This is a genomic window from Pseudomonas sp. PvP100, from assembly GCF_017833055.1.
GTDB lineage: Bacteria > Pseudomonadota > Gammaproteobacteria > Pseudomonadales > Pseudomonadaceae > Aquipseudomonas > Aquipseudomonas syringae.
The window spans coordinates 1457871-1475141 of sequence record NZ_JAFIBO010000001.1; the positions used below are offsets into that span (position 1 = coordinate 1457871).

The following is a 17271-nucleotide window of genomic DNA, read 5'->3' on the forward strand; positions in this document are numbered from 1 at the left end:
TGGCACACTTTCTGCTGTCTATTCCGTTGTTACATACCTATATCCGCTATAGCGGAATAACGAATACTTCGGCGGAGTTTAAGTCATGCATCGCGGACCTTCCTTTGTGAAAGCTTGTGCCTTTGTTCTTTCAGCCTCATTCATGCTGGCCAATACGGTGCAGGCAGCCGAAGGCAGCAAGCTGGATGCAGTATTGAAACGTGGCAATCTGGTAGTAGGGACGGGCAGTACCAATGCCCCGTGGCACTTCCAGGGCGCGGACGGCAAGTTACAGGGCTTCGATATCGACATTGGCAGAATCATCGCCAAGGGCCTGTTCAATGATCCGAGCAAGGTGGAGTTTGTCGTGCAGTCCTCGGATGCACGTATTCCCAACCTGCTGACCGACAAGGTCGACATCAGCTGCCAGTTCATCACCGTGACCGCCAGTCGTGCACAGCAGGTGGCATTCACCCTGCCGTACTACCGCGAGGGTGTGGCGCTGCTGTTGCCTGCCAATAGCAAGTACAAGGAAATCGATGACCTGAAGGCAGCAGGTGACGATGTGACCGTGGCCGTACTGCAAAACGTGTACGCCGAGGAGCTGGTGCACCAGGCACTGCCCAAGGCCAAGGTCGATCAGTACGACAGCGTCGACCTGATGTACCAGGCGATCAACTCCGGGCGTGCCGATACAGCGGCCACCGATCAGTCTTCGGTCAAATACCTGATGGTGCAGAACCCTGGCCGCTACCGTTCGCCTGCCTTTGCCTGGAGCCCGCAAACCTATGCCTGCGCGGTCAAGCGTGGCGACCAGGACTGGCTGAACTTCGTCAACACCGCGTTGCATGAAGCCATGACCGGTGTCGAGTTCCCGGCTTACGCGGCGTCTTTCAAGCAATGGTTCGGTGTCGATCTGCCGGTGCCTGCAATCGGTTTTCCGATGGAATACAAATAAGTCCACTCTGACCTTCAGCGGCAGGGCGGGCCCTCGGGCGTTCCCTGCCAGGTACGGGCAAGCATGAATTACCAATTGAATTTTGATGCTGTATGGCGCGACTTCCCCAGTCTTCTGGCGGGGTTGGGCCTTGGCCTGGAACTGGCCCTGATCTCGATCGCGATTGGCTGTGTGATCGGGCTGGCTAACGCATTTGCGCTGCTGTCACGTTACAAGGCGTTGCGTATCGTCGCGTCGATCTACGTGACCGTGGTGCGCAACACGCCGATTCTGGTGTTGATCCTGCTGATCTATTTCGCGTTGCCCGGGCTGGGTATTCGACTCGACAAGCTGGCGTCATTCATCGTCACCTTGTCGCTGTACGCCGGTGCCTATCTGACCGAAGTGTTCCGTGCCGGGCTGCTGAGCATCCACAAGGGACAGCGCGAAGCGGGGCTGGCGATCGGTCTGGGCGAATGGCAGGTGCGGGCCTACATCATCGTGCCGGTCATGCTGCGCAATGTATTGCCGGCACTCTCCAACAACTTCATTTCGCTGTTCAAGGACACCTCGCTGGCGGCCGCCATTGCCGTGCCGGAGCTGACCTATTACGCGCGCAAGATCAACGTCGAAAGCTACCGGGTGATCGAAACCTGGCTGGTGACCACTGCACTCTATGTGGTGGCCTGCTACGTGATCGCTCTGCTTTTGCGCACCCTCGAACAACGTCTGGCGATTCGCCGCTAGGAGGCTGTCATGTATCAACCCCCTGGCTGGCTGCAGGAATTGTGGAATGCGCGGGAAGTACTCTGGTCAGGCTTTCTGACCAGTATCCAGTGCTCGGCGCTGGCGATTGCCGCAGGTACGCTGATCGGCATGCTGGCCGGTCTGGTGCTGACCTACGGCGGTTTTTTCGCCCGCTTGCCGATCCGCCTCTATGTGGATCTGATTCGCGGTACACCGGTGTTCGTGCTGGTGCTGGCGGTCTTTTACATGGTGCCGGCGCTGGGTTGGCAGATCAGCGCGTTTCAGGCCGGCGCAATAGGCCTGACGCTGTTTTGCGGCTCTCACGTTTCGGAAATCGTGCGTGGCGCCCTGCAGGCCATTCCCCGTGGCCAACTGGAAGCCGGCAAGGCCATCGGTCTGCGCTTCAATCAGTCGCTGCGCTATGTGTTGCTGCCTCAGGCCATGCGCCAGATCCTGCCGACCTGGGTCAACTCCTCGACCGAGATCGTCAAGGCGTCAACGCTGCTTTCGGTGATCGGTGTGGCTGAACTGCTGCTCAGCACCCAACAGGTGATTGCGCGCACGTTCATGACCCTGGAGTTTTACCTGTTTGCAGGTTTCCTGTTCTTTCTCATCAACTACGCCATCGAGCTTCTTGGGCGGCAAATCGAAAAACGGGTGGCATTGCCATGACACAGACTCATAACCCCGGCCCGGCGCTGCTCAGCATCGAGGGCCTGCATAAATCCTACGGCGCAGTGGAGGTGCTCAAGGGTGTCGATCTGCGCATGCAGAAAGGCAATGTCGTGACCCTGATCGGTTCCAGCGGTTCGGGCAAGACCACCTTGCTGCGCTGCGTCAACCTGCTGGAAGAGTTTCAGGGCGGGCATATCCGTCTAGAGGGGCAGGACATCGGTTACAGCAACGTAGACGGCAAGCGCACCCGCCATCCGGAGCGTCTGATCGCGCAACACCGGGCAATGACCGGCATGGCCTTCCAGCAATTCAACCTGTTTCCGCACCTCAGCGCCTTGCAGAACGTCACCCTGGGTTTGCTCAAGGTCAAGAAGATGCCCAAGGATCAGGCCGTTGCGCTGGCCGAAAAGTGGCTGGACCGGGTCGGCCTGCTGGAGCGGCGCAATCACTTCCCCGGTCAGTTGTCCGGCGGCCAGCAGCAGCGTGTGGCGATTGCCCGTGCCATTGCCATGAACCCCAGCCTGATGTTGTTTGACGAAGTCACTTCGGCACTCGATCCGGAACTGGTGGGCGAAGTGCTGAGCGTCATCAAGGATCTGGCCGAGGAGGGCATGACCATGCTGCTGGTGACGCACGAAATGCGTTTCGCCTACGAAGTGTCGGACCAGATCGTGTTCATGAATCAGGGCCGCATCGAAGAGCAGGGGCCACCCAAGGCCTTGTTCGAACAGCCGAAGTCGGCGCGCTTGAGCGAGTTTCTCAAGAACATCCGTTTTTAAACCTTCATTACGTTTAATGCTTCAAGACAAGGAAAAACTCATGACTATTACCCGTTATGGCGCTGGCAGCACAGCAGGAGGCGGCCAGCCACGCCCATTCGCTCGCGCAGTCGAGGCTGACGGCTGGTTACACGTTTCCGGCCAGGTACCTGCGCAGGATGGCGAGATCATCGTCGGCGGCATCGTCGAGCAGACGCATCAGACCATGCGCAACCTGATCGCAATTCTTGAGGAGGCCGGTTATGCGCTCAAGGATGTGATCCGGGTCGGCGTATGGCTGGAGGACCCACGGGACTTCTGGAGTTTCAACAAGGTGTTCGGTGAGTACTTCACCCCCGAGTATGCACCGGCACGCGCTTGCGTTCAGGCGAGCATGATGGTCGACTGCAAGGTCGAAATCGACTGTATTGCCTACAAGCGCAAATAGCACGTGCAGCCACACGTTGCAAGCCAGAAGCCCGATCACCTGAGGCTTTTGGCTTGCCGCTTTCCCAAGGAATGAGCCTCATGACCGAAGACACTATCAAGCGCCGGGCACGTGGACTGGACCGGGCGTTCGATATCCTGGATTTTCTCAAGGAAAAGGCCAGGCCCATGCGCCCCAATGAGATTGCCAGCGGGATCGGCAGCCCCAAATCGACGGTTTACGAGCTGGTGGCATCGTTGCTGGAACGGCGGATTCTGGAGACAGTGGGCAAGGACGGGCATGTCTATCTTGGCCGTCAGTTGTATTTCCTGGGGCAGGCACACTTGCGGCACTTCGATTTCACTCGCGAGGCCGAAGCCTGCCTGTGCGAGATCGTCAGCCAGACGCGGGAAACTGCGCAGATGTGCCTGCTCAATGGCCGCAAATACACCGTGGCGCTGATGAAGGAGGGTGAGCGTCATTTCAGGATTTCTTCGGACATCGGCGAAAACGCGCCCATCCCATGGACGGCGTCCGGGCGTCTTTTGCTCAGCCACTTGAGCGATCAGCAAATCATCGACCTGATCGACCCCGACGATTTCATTCTGCCGGGTGGCGAACGTCTGCCGCTGGAGACCTTTCTTCGGGAAATCCGCAAAGCCGGCGAGGAGGGCTTCTTTTCCTTCAACAGCGTGGCTGACACCTTCACCCATTGCTTCGCCGCCCCCGTGAATAACGAACACGGTCAGTGCATCGCCACGCTGTGCATCGTCGCGCCGCGTGCCGACGCCAAGACCCACTACGACGACTACCGGCGGGTGCTGATCGACAGCGCCAATGGCCTGGCTCGGCGTATCAATGAATAAACGCAGGAGATTACCGATGAGCACCGCCGTAATGGACAAGGGTACTGCGCAGCCGGGTGACAGCCTGGTCAGTGATGTCAGCCTGCCCGCACTGGTGATTCATAATCACGCGCTGCAACACAATATTCGCTGGATGCAGCAGTTTGTCAGCGACAGCGGTGCAGAGCTGGCACCGCACGGCAAAACCAGCATGGTGCCCGCGCTGTTTCGCTGGCAACTGGACGCGGGCGCATGGGGCATGACCCTCGCCACGGCAGTCCAGACGCAGGCCGCTTATGCGCATGGCGTGCGCCGGGTGCTGATGGCCAACCAGTTGGTCGGTGCGCCGAACATGGCAATCGTTGCCGACATGCTGGCTGACCCCATGTTCGAGTTTCACTGCATGGTCGACCATCCGGACAATGTCGCCGCGCTGGGCGAGTTTTTCGCTGCGCGTGGCCTGCGTTTGAACGTGATGATCGAATACGGCGTACCCGGCGGGCGCTGCGGCTGCCGTAGCGAAGAACAGGTGCTGGCGCTGGCCGACGCTGTTCTGGCTCAACCGGCGCTGGCATTGACCGGGATTGAAGGGTACGAGGGCGTCATCCACGGCGACCACGCCATCCAAGGCATCAAGGCCTTTGCCGCATCGCTGGTGCGCTTGGCTGTCGACCTGCAGGACAAGGGCGCCTTCGCTCTGGATCGCCCGATCGTCACTGCGTCCGGCTCTGCCTGGTATGACCTGATCGCCGAAGCATTCGACGCCCAGGCTGTTCGCGAGCGCTTCCTCAGCGTGCTGCGACCTGGCAGCTATGTGGTGCATGACCACGGCATCTACAAGGACGCGCAGTGTTGCGTGCTGGATCGGCGCGCCGAATTGAGCGAAGCGCTGCGCCCGGCCCTGGAAGTCTGGGCGCATGTGCAATCCATGCCGGAACCGGGCTTTGCAGTGATTGCCATGGGCAAGCGCGACGTGGCCTACGACGCCGGGTTGCCCAACCCGCTGCTGCGTTACAAGCCAGGCGTGCAATCGGCTGGCGACGATGTGAGCACCTGCAAGGTGACGGCCGTCATGGACCAGCACGCATTCATGACTGTCGCACCCGGATGTGAGTTGAAGGTCGGCGATATCATTTCCTTCGGCACCTCGCACCCGTGTTTGACGTTCGACAAGTGGCGTTCAGGTTGCCTGGTGGATAATGATCTGCGGGTGATAGAACCTTTCAGTACGTATTTCTAGATAAGTATTTGCAGGAGTATCTTCACATGAGCCTTCCACGGGTCGCCCTGATCGGCGAATGCATGATCGAACTGCAACAGCATGCTGATGGCAGCCTGCGCCAGAGCTTCGGCGGCGACACGCTCAATACGGCGGTCTACCTTTCCCGATTGCTGGGTGAGCGTGCCAAGGTCGACTACGTCACGGCACTGGGTGACGACAGCTTCAGCGATGCGATGTGCCGGATCTGGGCGGACGAGGGCATCGGTCTGGGCAAGGTGCAGCGCCTGCCCGGACGCTTGCCGGGACTCTACTGCATCCAGACCGACGCCAATGGTGAGCGGCGCTTTCTCTACTGGCGCAACGAAGCTGCCGTGCGGGACTGCTTCATGACCCCGGCGGCCGAGCCTATCCTGGCAGCGCTGGCCAGCTATGACGTGCTGTATTTCAGTGGCATCACCCTGGCAGTGCTTGGCGAGCAGGGGCGTGCCAGACTGCTGGAGGCATTGGCGCGTGCGCGTCAGCGCGGAGTCAGGGTCGCCTTCGACAATAACTATCGTCCGCGGCTGTGGGCCAGTGTCGAGCAGGCCCGCGAAGCCTACCTTGCGTGTCTGCAGCATGTAGACCTGGCCTTGCTGACCGAAGACGACGAGCAGGCACTGTATGGCTATGCCGACAGCGAACAGCTGCTGGCCGCCTATCGCGGGCGCGGCATCGGTGAAATCATCGTCAAGCGTGGCGCGCAGAGTTGCCTCGTAGAGGCTGGCGGCGAACGTTTCGAAATCGCAGCGCAGAAGGTCGAGCGTGTGGTCGATACCACGGCTGCGGGTGATTCCTTCAGTGCCGGCTATCTCGCGGCCCGGCTCACGGGTGCCCACCCGCTACAGGCGGCGGAAGCAGGGCATCGCCTGGCCAGTATCGTGATCCAGCATCCAGGCGCGCTGGTACCCAAGTCGGTCATGCCAGTCTGATGGCACTTGCCAAGGAACATGCAGTTGATCGGCTAACACACTGACAGACAAGCATTTCGCTGGAACCTGCGCGAAAATCCGGCCACCATAGGCGACCTTTTCGCCTGCGAGCCCACCACCGGAGTCTGCGTGCCTGACGACCTGCCTTCTGCGCTTCCTCATGACCTGGATGTCGACCTTGTACCGCCCCGGCAATTGCCGTTTTTTCGACGCCTGTTGGCGCGGCTGATGGGGCGTGGTCTTACCGGACTGCGCTCGCAGCACGCGCCCTCATGGTCGCAGGGGCATGCCGACGGTTATCTGAACGGCCACATCGAAGGCGTGCGTGAAGGCTATGAAGAGGGTTATCTGGATGGCCAGGAGTCGGGCCGTCAGGTGCTGGTCATCAACGATACCCGGCCAGCCCGGCATCGTGGCCCCAAGGTCGACGATCATTTGTTCGACGACTGGCGGCTGGCGCTTACGCCTGAGCTGAAAAAGCGCATCAAGGCCGACGTCGCCGAAAAACTCCCCGCACATGCCCAGCCCAGCGCGGCGCAGTGGAAGATGATTTTCAGCGATACGCCGTCTACCTACGTGATTGCCGGGGCAGGCGCGGGCAAGTCCACGTCGCTGGTCCTGCGGATTCTGCTGCTGCATCACTACCTGGGCTTCGAACTGAACGCCATGACGGTGGTGACCTTTACCCGTGAGTCGCGCAAGGACTTCATCAGCAAACTGATCGACGTCATGGCCCTGTGGGGGCATGTGCTGGAGCAAAAGCAGGCGCGCGAGCTGGTACGCACCTTCCATTCGCGCATTCTGCCGCTGGTGCGCAGCCTGCCGGGGTTTGAGCAACTGCGCGCGTTTGAGAACCTGAGCAGCCAGTCGTCCGGGCTGGAAGAGGTGGACAGCAACCCCTTCGACTTGCGTATCAACGATGCGCAGCGCCAGCAACTCAATCTCTGCTATCGCGATCTGTACGCCGGTAACGAGCGTTTTCGCGAAGTCATGGCGCCGCTGTATCGCCAGGCCCTGCAGCTCAAGGAGCTGGACCGCGATCACCCTGATGTGCAAAAACGCGTCGCGGTGACCGAGCTGTCCTCGAAACGCGATGAAGAGTGGTGCGACACGGTTGAGGATTTATGGATTCGCGCCGGCGCCTGGCCTATAAAGGGCATTGAACCCATGCGCCAAGCTGTTGAAATAAATGGTTTTTCGTTTTCATTTCACGGTTATATCGCCGAGCTGGATGCGTGGGTCGTGCTGGGTCTTGATGCCAGTGAGGATCAGCAACTCAAGCGGCCCGGCGCCAAATTGCCGGTGTGGGCAGAAGGCGTCATAAAGCGCACCCTGTTTCAAGCTTTCTGCAGTAAGCCATTGATATGGATGGATAACTACCAGTCGGCTAGCGAGGTTTTGCAATCGCTGGCAGGGGAAGCCGCCGCGGGGCCCGGATTCGACTACCGGGTCAAGGGCGAGCTCGGTGCGGCACCCTTGCTGGACTGTTTTGTCACGGCTGCCAGCTTTATCGAGAACCTCGGGCTGGATGTGCCGAGCGCCGTGTCCGAGATGAGTTTTGCCAGCGATGACCCGGACCGTTTCTTCTTCGAAGCGCTCAGTCTGTTCTGGAAAGCCTTCGAAACGCACCTGCTGGCTCAATCGCCGCCGATCATGACCTACAACCGCATGTTTGCCTTGTTCGGCGAAACGTCTCCCGAGAACCTCAAGCACGTCAGTGACCCGATGCTCAGACCTCTCGCGCATTTGATGATCGACGAGTTCCAGGATGTCTCGCCGCAGATCGTGTCATGGCTACGCGCAAGCCTGCGCGAAATCAGGCGTCGTGGTCCGGCATTGCACACAGGCCGCATCGCTCAGCACTCGTCGCTGCTGTGTGTTGGTGACGATTGGCAATCGATCTACGGCTGGCGCGGCAGTTCGCCGAAGTACTTCATGGAGTTCGCAAAGGAGTTTTCCTCCCCGGCGACTACCAGGGTCATGCTCAGTGACAACTTCCGCAGTCATCAGCACATCATCGACGCCGCCGAGCATATTGTCCGGGCGGCTCCGGCCATTCCGGGCAAGAAGGCCCGCGCCAGCGGCCTGCTTCAGGAGCTGCTGCCGGTCAAGGTACTGGATCGCGATGAGGACGAGCTTGCCGAGCGGGTCGCCGAGCATTACCACGATGGCGACTCGATCCTGCTGCTGTACCGCAAGAGCAGCGAGAAGGCGCGCTTCTCGGCGCGTCTGCAGGCATTGATTGACGCCGATTCGGCAAATGGCGCGCAGAACCGTCGCATCAGAACGCTGACGTACCACAGTTCCAAGGGCTTGCAGGCGGATGCCGTATTTTTGCTGGGCGATTGTCAGCATCTGACCGTCTCGCCCTACAAGAATCAGGTTTACCGGTTGGCAGGGCTGGGTGATACGAATGATCTTCAGCCATTCGATACGGCACAGAAGGATGAAGTCTTGCGTCTGGCCTATGTCGCCATTACTCGTTCGGCGCGGCACTGTTATTGGTATATCGATGAAAGCGCCACTTCAGGAGACGCTGTTCAGATGCCCAAAGCGTCAGACCGGATTGCCCGCGACAAGCCTTTCTTCGAAGACCTGCGCAACAAGGCTCGTGTCGGCTGAGGCGTTCATGTCAGATAAAACCGGCGATCTGTCGTTGCGTATGAGTGCCGAATAACTCCAGCTCATCCTCGATGGCTTCGATGATGCGCTCCACGTCTGCGGCATTCATCACCGTAGAACAGGGCAGGCCGGCAATGGCGACCACGGTTTCACCGCTGGCACGGTCGAAAAGTCGCGCAATCATGCTCCCTGGCGCATCCATCGAGGCTTCAAAGCCAACGGGGTGGAAGTGCCAGCGCATCAGTTGGCATGCATTGGGGAATGTGACTTTAGTCATGACGATGGCCCACCTGAATCAATCGAGCACTTCCCTTGCTCCAATGGGTAGGCAGACAGCCAGAATGCGTCCGGTAAAGCCGAGATGACGAGACGATGACCAGCGGTGCGCATCATCGGTCGGTCAAGTTGCTTTCCAGCAGGATCGCTGAGCGGTCTGACGAACACTGAAAATAGCATTTGCCAGCACCGTTCTGGAAAAATTTTTTATGACGCAGCACAAAAAAATCAATTATATGACCGGTGTCATTAGAAGGTATTAATGGGCACGCTCCATGCATTTGCCGAGCCGCTGCCGCAAGTCCTTTCAATGGAATGAATTTGCCGTGACGAAGATGGTTTTCGTGCCGGGTCTGGGGCAAGCTGTCGCTATTGACCCGAGGAACCGCACATGCTGAGAAACTCCCTTGCCGCACTGATGTTGCTGGCCTCGACCAGTCACGCGGCGGAGACGGTCAATATCTACAACTGGACGGACTATATAGCGCCGGACACCCTGAAGAATTTCGAAGTCGCCACCGGCTTCAAGACCACTTACGAAACCTTTGAAACCAATGAGGCGCTGAACGCAAAGCTGCTGGCTGGCCACTCCGGTCACGATGTGGTTTTTCCGTCCATTCATTTCATGGGACGACAAATCCAGAACGGGCTGCTCAAAACCCTCGACAAGCGGCAGTTGCCCAACTGGAAAAATCTCAACCCGGTCCTGCTCAAGGCGCTGGAGGGCAGTGATCCCGGTAATCAGCATGGCTTCCCTTATCTGTGGGGCAGTACCGGCATCGGCTATGACACAACCAAGGTCAAGGCCATCCTCGGCAAGGATGCACCGCTCGATTCCTGGGATCTGGTGCTCAAGCCGGAAAACATGAAAAAGCTCGCCCAATGCGGTGTGGTATTTCTCGACAGCGCGCCGGCTCTGCTGCCGATCACCTTGAATTACCTTGGCTTGCCGCCACACAGCGAAGTGCCTGACGACTACCGCCAGGCAAAGGCGGTACTGGACAGCGTGCGGCCGTACATACGCAATTTCAGTTCTGCCGATTACATCGCCGACCTCGCGAAGGGCAAGATTTGTGTCGCGGTGGGCTATTCCGGGGATATTTCCCAGGCTCAGGAGCAGGCGCAGAAAGAAGGCAATGGCTTCACCATCGATTATGTCGTTCCGAAGGAGGGCGCGCCCATGTGGTTCGATATGGCCGCCATCCCGGCTGACGTCACCGATACCAAGGGTGCCTACGCGTTCCTGAATTACCTGCTGCGCCCCGAAGTGATCGCCAATATCACCAATACCGTGCATTACGCCAATGGCAATGAAAAGGCAGACGCGCTTATCGGCCCAGGCCTGTGGACCGATACCACGGTATACCCGGACGCCGATATGTTGAGCCGCCTGTTCGTGATGTCTCAGGTCCCCGAAACTATCGATACGTTGCGCGAGAAGCTCTGGGACACATTCAGGGCCGACAAGTAACGCTGTTCAGATGACATGGGTCTGCTGCAGTTCGGTCAGCGCCTGAGCTTTCAAGCGGGCCAGCAGTGGATCGCGACGATCCCTCGGCGTCTGCAGCCCGACCGGCAATTGGTGGGTGATTGTGCCGGGACGGCTGCCCATCACCAGCACGCGGTCGCTCAGGTACAACGCCTCGTCGACATCATGAGTCACCAGCAACAGGGTGATGGCGTGGCGCGCGGCCAGTTGCAGCAGCAGGTCCTGAAGCTTCATCCGGGTAAACGCATCGACTGCGCTGAACGGCTCATCCAGCAGCAACACCGCCGGGTGCGAGTACAGGCCGCGCGCGATAGCCACGCGCTGCGCCATGCCCCCTGACAGCGCTTTGGGCAAGGCGTCGGCAAAACCGGAAAGGCCCACTTCTTCGATCAATTGGCCGACCCAGTGGCGGTCGTAGCGGTCATCGTCACTGAAACCGATATTCTGTGCGACGGTCAGCCAGGGCATCAGGCGCGGCTCTTGAAACACGAACGCCACTTCGCCCTGAATACGCTGCACCGAACCACGAAAGTCCTGCTCCAGTCCGGCGACAATCCTCAACAGCGTGCTTTTGCCGCAGCCGCTGGGGCCCAGCAGGCTGACGATTTCACCTGACTGCAGCGACAGATCGATGCCGTGCAGCACGGTATTGCCCGCGAACGCCTTGTGCTCGACGCGTATATCCATCAGTGATTCCGGCATGTATCAACCCTCACGGCTTTGCCCGTTGAATGTATCGCGCCAGGCCAGGAAGCGTTTTTCCAGGCTTGCCAGCAGGCCGTCGCTGAGTTTGCCCAGGGTCGCCAGAATGATGATGGCCGCCAGCACGATGTCCGGGCGCGAGGTTTCGCGCCCGTCACTGAGCAGGTAGCCCAGGCCTTTGGTGGCCGCGATCAGCTCGGCGGCCACCAGAAACATCCACGACAGGCTCATGCCGCTGCGCAAACCGGTAAACAGGCCGGGCAGGGCGGCGGGCAGAAGAATGCGCCGGGTCAGGCGATAGCGGCTCAAACCATACATCTGGCCGACTTCCACCAGCTTTCGGTCAATGCCTCGAATCGCGGCCACGCCGTTTAGATACACCGGAAAGAACGCACCAATGGCAATCAGCACGATTTTCGATGTCTCGCCAATGCCCAGCCATAGCAGCAGAAGCGGCACCCACGCCAGACTCGGAATGGAGCGAAGGCCGGCGAATGTCGGCTCCAGATACGCCTCTGCCTCACGACTGAGCCCCACCCACGCGGCAAACACCAGGGCCAGGCTCGCGCCGATCGCAAACCCGCTGAGCACACGCAACAGACTGGCACTGATGTGTTTCCACAACGCACCGTCCGCCAGGTCGCGCAGAGTCAGCACGATCTCGCTGGGTGCTGGCATCTGATAGGCAGGCAGCCAACCGATGCGGACGATCATTTCCAGCAGGACGATGATCACTGCCGGTACTACCAGACCCTTGAGTGGTGCTCTGTAGCGCTGCCAAAGCGTTCGTTTGGCCTTGTCCGGCACCGTTGCCTGCGCTGAGGCAGGCAACGACTTGTTGCGGCTGGTCATGGTGTGGCGATCACGGCTTTGGAGAACTCAGGCGTGATCAGTTGATCGATGACCTGCTCGACATTGACGCCCTTGCGCACCAGGTCCTCCGCGACCAGAATCGGCGCTGCGGCCTTGGACGCCTCGGCGTCTTGCGCGCTCAGTTGCGGGTTGCTCAGGTCTGTGCGGGTCAATTGCAGCCTGGCGACTTCCAGCGGCAGGCCCGACTCGGTCGCCAGCAGCCTGGCCAGCTCATCAGGGTTTTTCACTGCCCATTCTCGAGCCTGTTCATAAGCGCTCAATACTGTCCTGATCGCCTGTGGATGTTCCTTGGCGTAGGTTTCCGTGACGCTCAGTACGCCATAGCTGTTGAAGTCCCTGTTGCGGTAAAGCAGGCGCGAGCCGGACTGTACTTCACTGGCCGCCATGTGCGGGTCAAGCCCTGCCCAGGCATCTACGTCACCTTTTTCAAGGGCTGTGCGCCCATCGGGATGCTGCAAGTGCAGCAGCTCGACATCATCCTTTTTCAGCCCGGCCTTCTGCAGCGCGCGCAAGGTGAACAGATAAGGGTCGGTGCCTTTGGTGGCGGCTATTTTCTTGCCTTTGAGCTCGGCAACCGATTGCAGCGGCGAATCCTTGCGCACTACCAGCGCCGTCCATTCTGCCCGGCTGTAGACATACACCGACTTGATCGGGCTGCCGTTGGCTCGGGCCAGCACCGCAGACAGGCTGGCCGACGAAGCGAAGTCGACGCTGCCACTGTTCAGGTACTCCAGCGAGCGGTTGCTGCCCTGGCTCAACACCCAGGTGACTTTCGCATCCGGCAGGGCTTTCTCCAGCCAGCCAAAATGCTTGAGCGCCAGGCTGACCGGCGAATAGTAGGCGTAGTCCAGACGGATTTCGGCAGGCGCGGTCTCGGCGGCCTCAACTGCACCGTTGAGGCTCAACGCCAATACACAGGTGCTCGCCATCCAGCGAATCAGCGCGCGGGGAGACAGCAACCGAAAAGAAACGGGGGGTTGTGGCATAGTGGCATCCAGGTCAGGAAAACTAGAGCCGCAGCGACCGGTTGGTATATTCCAAAACAGGCAGTTCGCAGGGCGTGAAATTCAGAAAAGGAATATTGCACGCTCTATGCCAAACACCAGAGTGCTTGAATTCAAGGGTTTTACGCGGCTTTCCGGCGTCCGTGATGTTGATCTGACAACGGTCTGTTGAATGGCTGTTGCCAGGCAAACAGTCAGGTCTGATGACTCCTCTTTCGACGATTTTTTGACATTTTCTCTGTTTGTCAGACGATTTTTTTTGCCGGCATTGCAACAGAATCGTTTTTTGACACTCTTAATCGTCCACATTCTTAATTTCGAAACATGTGCGCACTAGGCTCTGTACGAAAAGTCGGCGAGCGAAGGTCAGGCGAGGCAAAAACAGGCGAGGAAGCGGAGTCTACGTGTTGTAAATGAGCATTCCGAGCCTGTTTTTAACGAAGCATCACCGAGCGCAGCCACTTTTCGTACAGAGCCTAAGATTCGCGCGTGACCCTTTTTGACTGATCCGCAGAAATTTCCAGGGCGAGCTGCATAAGCCTGCGTATTCGCACCAGCCAGATGGCTGTCCCCTTTCAAATGCGCACCGGACTCAGAAAATAATGAATATGCCGAAAATGCCTTCCCTCACCCGACTTCAGCACCGGCTCGCGTGGTGCTTCTTCCCCTCCGTGCTGGTGGCTTCTGCCCTGGTCTTGTTCACCATGGGCAAAGGCGTCCATGCAGAACCCAAGAATGGTACCCAGACACTGGTATTCCTTCGTCACGCCGAAAAGCCGGCCATGGGGCTGGGTCAACTGAACTGCCAGGGGCTCAATCGGGCGATAGAATTGTCGGAAGTCCTGCCCAGAGAATTCGGCAAGGCTGATTTCATTTTCGCTGCCAACCCGAGCCGACATGTGGAAGAGGGTGAGGGCGACCAGTCCTACAGCTATGTTCGTCCGCTGATGACGGTAGGCCCCAGCGCAATCAAACTGGGTCTGCCCGTCAACCTCGACTTCGGTGCCAATGACACCGCAGACCTGGCCGATGAACTGATGCAGGACAAGTACCACAACGCAGTCATCTACACCGCCTGGTCGCACGGCTACCTGCCGGAGCTGATCAACAAGGTTGCTGAAGAGGCGTCCGGCAAGAGCATCAATCTGCTGGATGACTGGACAAACGACGATTTCGACTCAGTGGTTGTCGTCACCCTGAAATGGGTCGATGGTAAAGCCACGCTCGATTACAAGAATCAAAAGCAGGGCCTCGACAACGGCACCCAGACCTGCCCTGAAGCGACCTGATGTCGAACCGCAACGGTTTTCAGCCGTTGAGCGACTTCATCGACGCCGCGTTATAACGCTCCCCGGATGCCGACCCCTGGGCCGGGAAAATCGCTTCCAGCTGGACAAGGTCATCGGCACTCAGCGTCAATGAAGCTGCGGCCACATTGCTTTCCAGGTACTTGCGCTGCTTGGTGCCTGGGATCGGAATAATGTCCTCGCCCTGGGCAAGCACCCAGGCCAGCGCCAGTTGTGATGCGCTGATGCCCCTGGCCGTAGCCAGTGTTTTTACCTTCTCGACCAATTGCAGATTGCGATTGAAGTTTTCGCCCTGGAACCGTGGGGTGAAGCGACGATAGTCATCGGCCGCGAAATCGTCCGGGGTGCGCAATTCGCCGGTCAGGAACCCCCGACCGAGCGGGCTGTAAGCCACGAAGGCAATGCCCAGACGACGGCAGGTGGCAAGCACGCCATCCTGTTCCGGATCGCGTGACCAGAGTGAGTACTCGCTCTGCACGGCCGCCAATGGATGCACCGCGTGGGCCTTTTCGATGGTCGCTGCACTGGCTTCACAGATGCCTATGTGGCGAACCTTGCCAGCCTTGACCAGTTCGGCCATGGCGCCAATGGTGTCCTCGATGGGCACGTTGGGGTCGACGCGGTGCTGATAATAGAGATCAAGGTAATCGGTGTTCAGCCGCTTCAGACTGGCGTCGATGGACTGGCGAATGTACGCCGGGCTGCCATTGACGCCACGTGCATGCGGGTCGTCACCACGCACGATGCCGAACTTGCTGGCCAGGTAGATACCTTCACGCTTGCCTTCGAGGGCACGGCCAAGCAAGGCTTCGTTGGTGTACGGGCCGTACATGTCCGCCGTATCGAAAAAGCTGACACCCAGCTCCAGCGCGCGTTGCAAGGTGGCGATGGATTCCTTTTCGTCGATGCCAGTGGTGTAGAAGTCCGACATTCCCATGCAGCCCAGCCCGAGGGCAGAAACCTGCGGACCGTGGTTACCCAATTGGCGCGTGATCACAATGAGTGCTCCTGATCGTTGAAAGAACGGTCGAGTTTCGCCTCTTTGCCGGGCTCAATAAACCGGGTGTTTCTTATTTCACTGTTGTTGAAATCCAAACAATGTCGCCCATAGCGGTGTGCATCGCCTGTCGTGGGGCATGCAACACAGCGCCTCTTGAATCCGACAAAGCGCGCTAGTCACACAATGCCGAATGGAGTACAAATGTACTCCATGAGCACATTATCTCCTCGACGCAGCGCTATCCTTACCTTCATCCGCGATCGCATCGCGCAGCAGGGGCAATCACCGAGCCTGGCGGAAATTTCCGAGGCTTTCGGTTTTGCTTCACGCAGCGTGGCGCGCAAACACATTGTGGCCCTCACTGAAGCCGGGCTGATCGAAGTCGTCCCTCATCAGGCACGGGGCATTCGCCTGCTGAACACTGAGCCACGGCCCGAATTACTGGAAATCCCGGTACTGGGGCGCGTGGCGGCGGGCGTACCGATCGGACCTGATCTCGATATACACACCACGCTGCACCTGGACCGCAGCACCTTTACCCGTGTGCCGGACTACCTGCTGCGTGTGCAGGGCGACTCGATGATCGAGGACGGTATTCTCGATGGCGATCTGGTTGGCGTGCACCGTAACCCGCAGGCCAGTGACGGGCAGATCGTGGTTGCCCGTCTGGACGGCGAGGTGACCATCAAACGCCTGCAACGCCGCGCCGATCAGATACGCCTGTTGCCGCGCAACCCGGCCTATGAACCAATCATCGTTACGCCCGATCAGGACTTCGCCATCGAAGGCGTGTTCTGCGGGCTGGTGCGTCGCGAATGATGGGCGCGGTGGTCAGCCTGGACGCCTTGCTGGATGAGCGCAGGGTCTGGAAAGGGCGTCAGCAGAGCGCGCCACAGGTCAGCCCGCAGCCCAGTGGCCACGCGTTGCTGGACGCTGCCTTGCCCACCGGCGGCTGGCCTGCTGCGGCCCTGACTGAAATCCTCATTCCGGCCAATGGCAGCGGCGAACTGCGCCTGCTATGGCCGAGTCTGGCACGGCTTTCCGCAATCGCCGAGCGCATTGTGCTGGTCGCACCGCCTTATATTCCTTACCCACAGGCGTGGCTGTCCGCCGGCGTCGATCTGCGCCAGTTGGTGGTGATCGAGGCGAGTCCCCGCGATGCCCTGTGGGCCGCCGAGCAATGCCTGCGCTCCGGCAGCTGTGGCGCGGTCGTGTGCTGGCCCGGCATGGTCGATGACCGTGCACTGCGACGCTTGCAGGTGGCGGCCGAAACCGGGCAGACCCTGGCCTTTGCCTGTCGCCCGCAGCAGGCCGCCGCCAACCCTTCACCTGCGGCCCTGCGCATAGCGCTCGATACCCGTCCCGCACAGTTGCGGGTGCTCAAATGCCGAGGCGGACTTGCGCCGCCTTTCCCCATTCCGTTCCCGACCGACGCTTGAG

Annotated in this window: 18 protein-coding genes; 13 read left to right on the top strand and 5 right to left on the bottom strand. The window is 59.4% G+C overall.

Annotation, left to right across the window (positions count from 1 at the left end; genetic code table 11):
- Positions 1-85 precede the first annotated feature (85 nt).
- The 9 genes from JOE39_RS06410 to JOE39_RS06450 all read left to right on the top strand — a co-directional run bounded on the left by JOE39_RS06410 (position 86) and on the right by JOE39_RS06450 (position 9180).
- The gene (locus JOE39_RS06410; protein ID WP_003416527.1) at positions 86-937 is read left to right on the top strand and encodes a transporter substrate-binding domain-containing protein; all 852 of its coding nucleotides are present in this window, start codon (positions 86-88) and stop codon (positions 935-937) included.
- A gap of 63 nt (positions 938-1000) precedes the next feature.
- Entirely contained in the window at positions 1001-1663 is a 663-nt protein-coding gene (locus JOE39_RS06415; protein ID WP_003345502.1) for an amino acid ABC transporter permease, read from the top strand.
- 9 nt (positions 1664-1672) lie between these two features.
- A complete protein-coding gene (locus tag JOE39_RS06420) occupies positions 1673-2335 on the top strand; it encodes an amino acid ABC transporter permease (RefSeq protein WP_003304383.1) in 663 nt (220 codons plus the stop codon).
- Complete coding sequence (locus JOE39_RS06425) at positions 2332-3117, top strand: amino acid ABC transporter ATP-binding protein (RefSeq protein WP_003345505.1); 786 nt, start codon at positions 2332-2334, stop codon at positions 3115-3117. Before JOE39_RS06420 ends, JOE39_RS06425 begins: the two co-directional genes overlap by 4 nt.
- 40 nt (positions 3118-3157) lie before the next feature.
- Positions 3158-3544, top strand: a complete 387-nt coding sequence (locus JOE39_RS06430; protein WP_210077676.1) for a RidA family protein — start codon at positions 3158-3160, stop codon at positions 3542-3544.
- 80 nt (positions 3545-3624) lie between these two features.
- Positions 3625-4389, top strand: coding sequence for an IclR family transcriptional regulator (locus tag JOE39_RS06435; RefSeq protein ID WP_003317643.1), 765 nt, complete (start codon positions 3625-3627; stop codon positions 4387-4389).
- 16 nt (positions 4390-4405) lie between these two features.
- A complete protein-coding gene (locus JOE39_RS06440; protein ID WP_210077674.1) occupies positions 4406-5608 on the top strand; it encodes an amino acid deaminase in 1203 nt (400 codons plus the stop codon).
- 26 nt (positions 5609-5634) lie between these two features.
- Complete coding sequence (locus tag JOE39_RS06445; protein ID WP_210077672.1) at positions 5635-6558, top strand: sugar kinase; 924 nt, start codon at positions 5635-5637, stop codon at positions 6556-6558.
- Between the two features lie 129 nt (positions 6559-6687).
- Positions 6688-9180 (top strand): UvrD-helicase domain-containing protein, encoded by a 2493-nt coding sequence (locus JOE39_RS06450; RefSeq protein WP_210077670.1) that lies wholly within the window; start codon positions 6688-6690, stop codon positions 9178-9180.
- A gap of 10 nt (positions 9181-9190) precedes the next feature.
- On the opposite strand, the gene JOE39_RS06455 is transcribed toward JOE39_RS06450, so the two are convergent.
- Positions 9191-9457, bottom strand: coding sequence for a DUF1652 domain-containing protein (locus JOE39_RS06455; protein WP_003319126.1), 267 nt, complete (start codon positions 9455-9457; stop codon positions 9191-9193).
- A gap of 390 nt (positions 9458-9847) precedes the next feature.
- Between JOE39_RS06455 and JOE39_RS06460 the strand changes: the two genes are divergently transcribed.
- Positions 9848-10927, top strand: a complete 1080-nt coding sequence (locus JOE39_RS06460) for a polyamine ABC transporter substrate-binding protein (protein WP_017279443.1) — start codon at positions 9848-9850, stop codon at positions 10925-10927.
- Positions 10928-10933: 6 nt separating this feature from the next.
- Here JOE39_RS06460 and JOE39_RS06465 read toward each other — a convergent pair whose 3' ends face one another.
- The 3 genes from JOE39_RS06465 to JOE39_RS06475 are packed head-to-tail and all read right to left on the bottom strand — an operon-like array spanning position 10934 to position 13506.
- Positions 10934-11647, bottom strand: a complete 714-nt coding sequence (locus JOE39_RS06465) for an ABC transporter ATP-binding protein (RefSeq protein WP_017279442.1) — start codon at positions 11645-11647, stop codon at positions 10934-10936.
- Positions 11648-11650: 3 nt separating this feature from the next.
- A complete protein-coding gene (locus JOE39_RS06470; protein WP_017279441.1) occupies positions 11651-12499 on the bottom strand; it encodes an ABC transporter permease in 849 nt (282 codons plus the stop codon).
- Entirely contained in the window at positions 12496-13506 is a 1011-nt protein-coding gene (locus JOE39_RS06475; protein ID WP_057445433.1) for an aliphatic sulfonate ABC transporter substrate-binding protein, read from the bottom strand. Before JOE39_RS06475 ends, JOE39_RS06470 begins: the two co-directional genes overlap by 4 nt.
- Positions 13507-14126: 620 nt before the next feature.
- Between JOE39_RS06475 and JOE39_RS06480 the strand changes: the two genes are divergently transcribed.
- Complete coding sequence (locus JOE39_RS06480) at positions 14127-14813, top strand: hypothetical protein (RefSeq protein WP_010411880.1); 687 nt, start codon at positions 14127-14129, stop codon at positions 14811-14813.
- 19 nt (positions 14814-14832) lie between these two features.
- Here the strand turns inward: JOE39_RS06480 and JOE39_RS06485 are convergent, their stop codons facing one another.
- Positions 14833-15828 carry an aldo/keto reductase gene (locus tag JOE39_RS06485; protein WP_017279438.1) on the bottom strand — a complete coding sequence of 332 codons (996 nt, stop codon included), beginning with the start codon at positions 15826-15828 and terminating at the stop codon, positions 14833-14835.
- Positions 15829-16032: 204 nt separating this feature from the next.
- Between JOE39_RS06485 and lexA the strand changes: the two genes are divergently transcribed.
- Both lexA and imuA read left to right on the top strand, forming a co-directional pair.
- Positions 16033-16650: a transcriptional repressor LexA gene (gene lexA / locus JOE39_RS06490; RefSeq protein ID WP_004417811.1), complete on the top strand. Its 618-nt coding sequence runs from the start codon at positions 16033-16035 to the stop codon at positions 16648-16650.
- Entirely contained in the window at positions 16650-17270 is a 621-nt protein-coding gene (gene imuA, locus JOE39_RS06495) for a translesion DNA synthesis-associated protein ImuA (RefSeq protein ID WP_024663571.1), read from the top strand. Before lexA ends, imuA begins: the two co-directional genes overlap by 1 nt.
- The last annotated feature ends 1 nt before the right edge of the window (position 17271 follow it).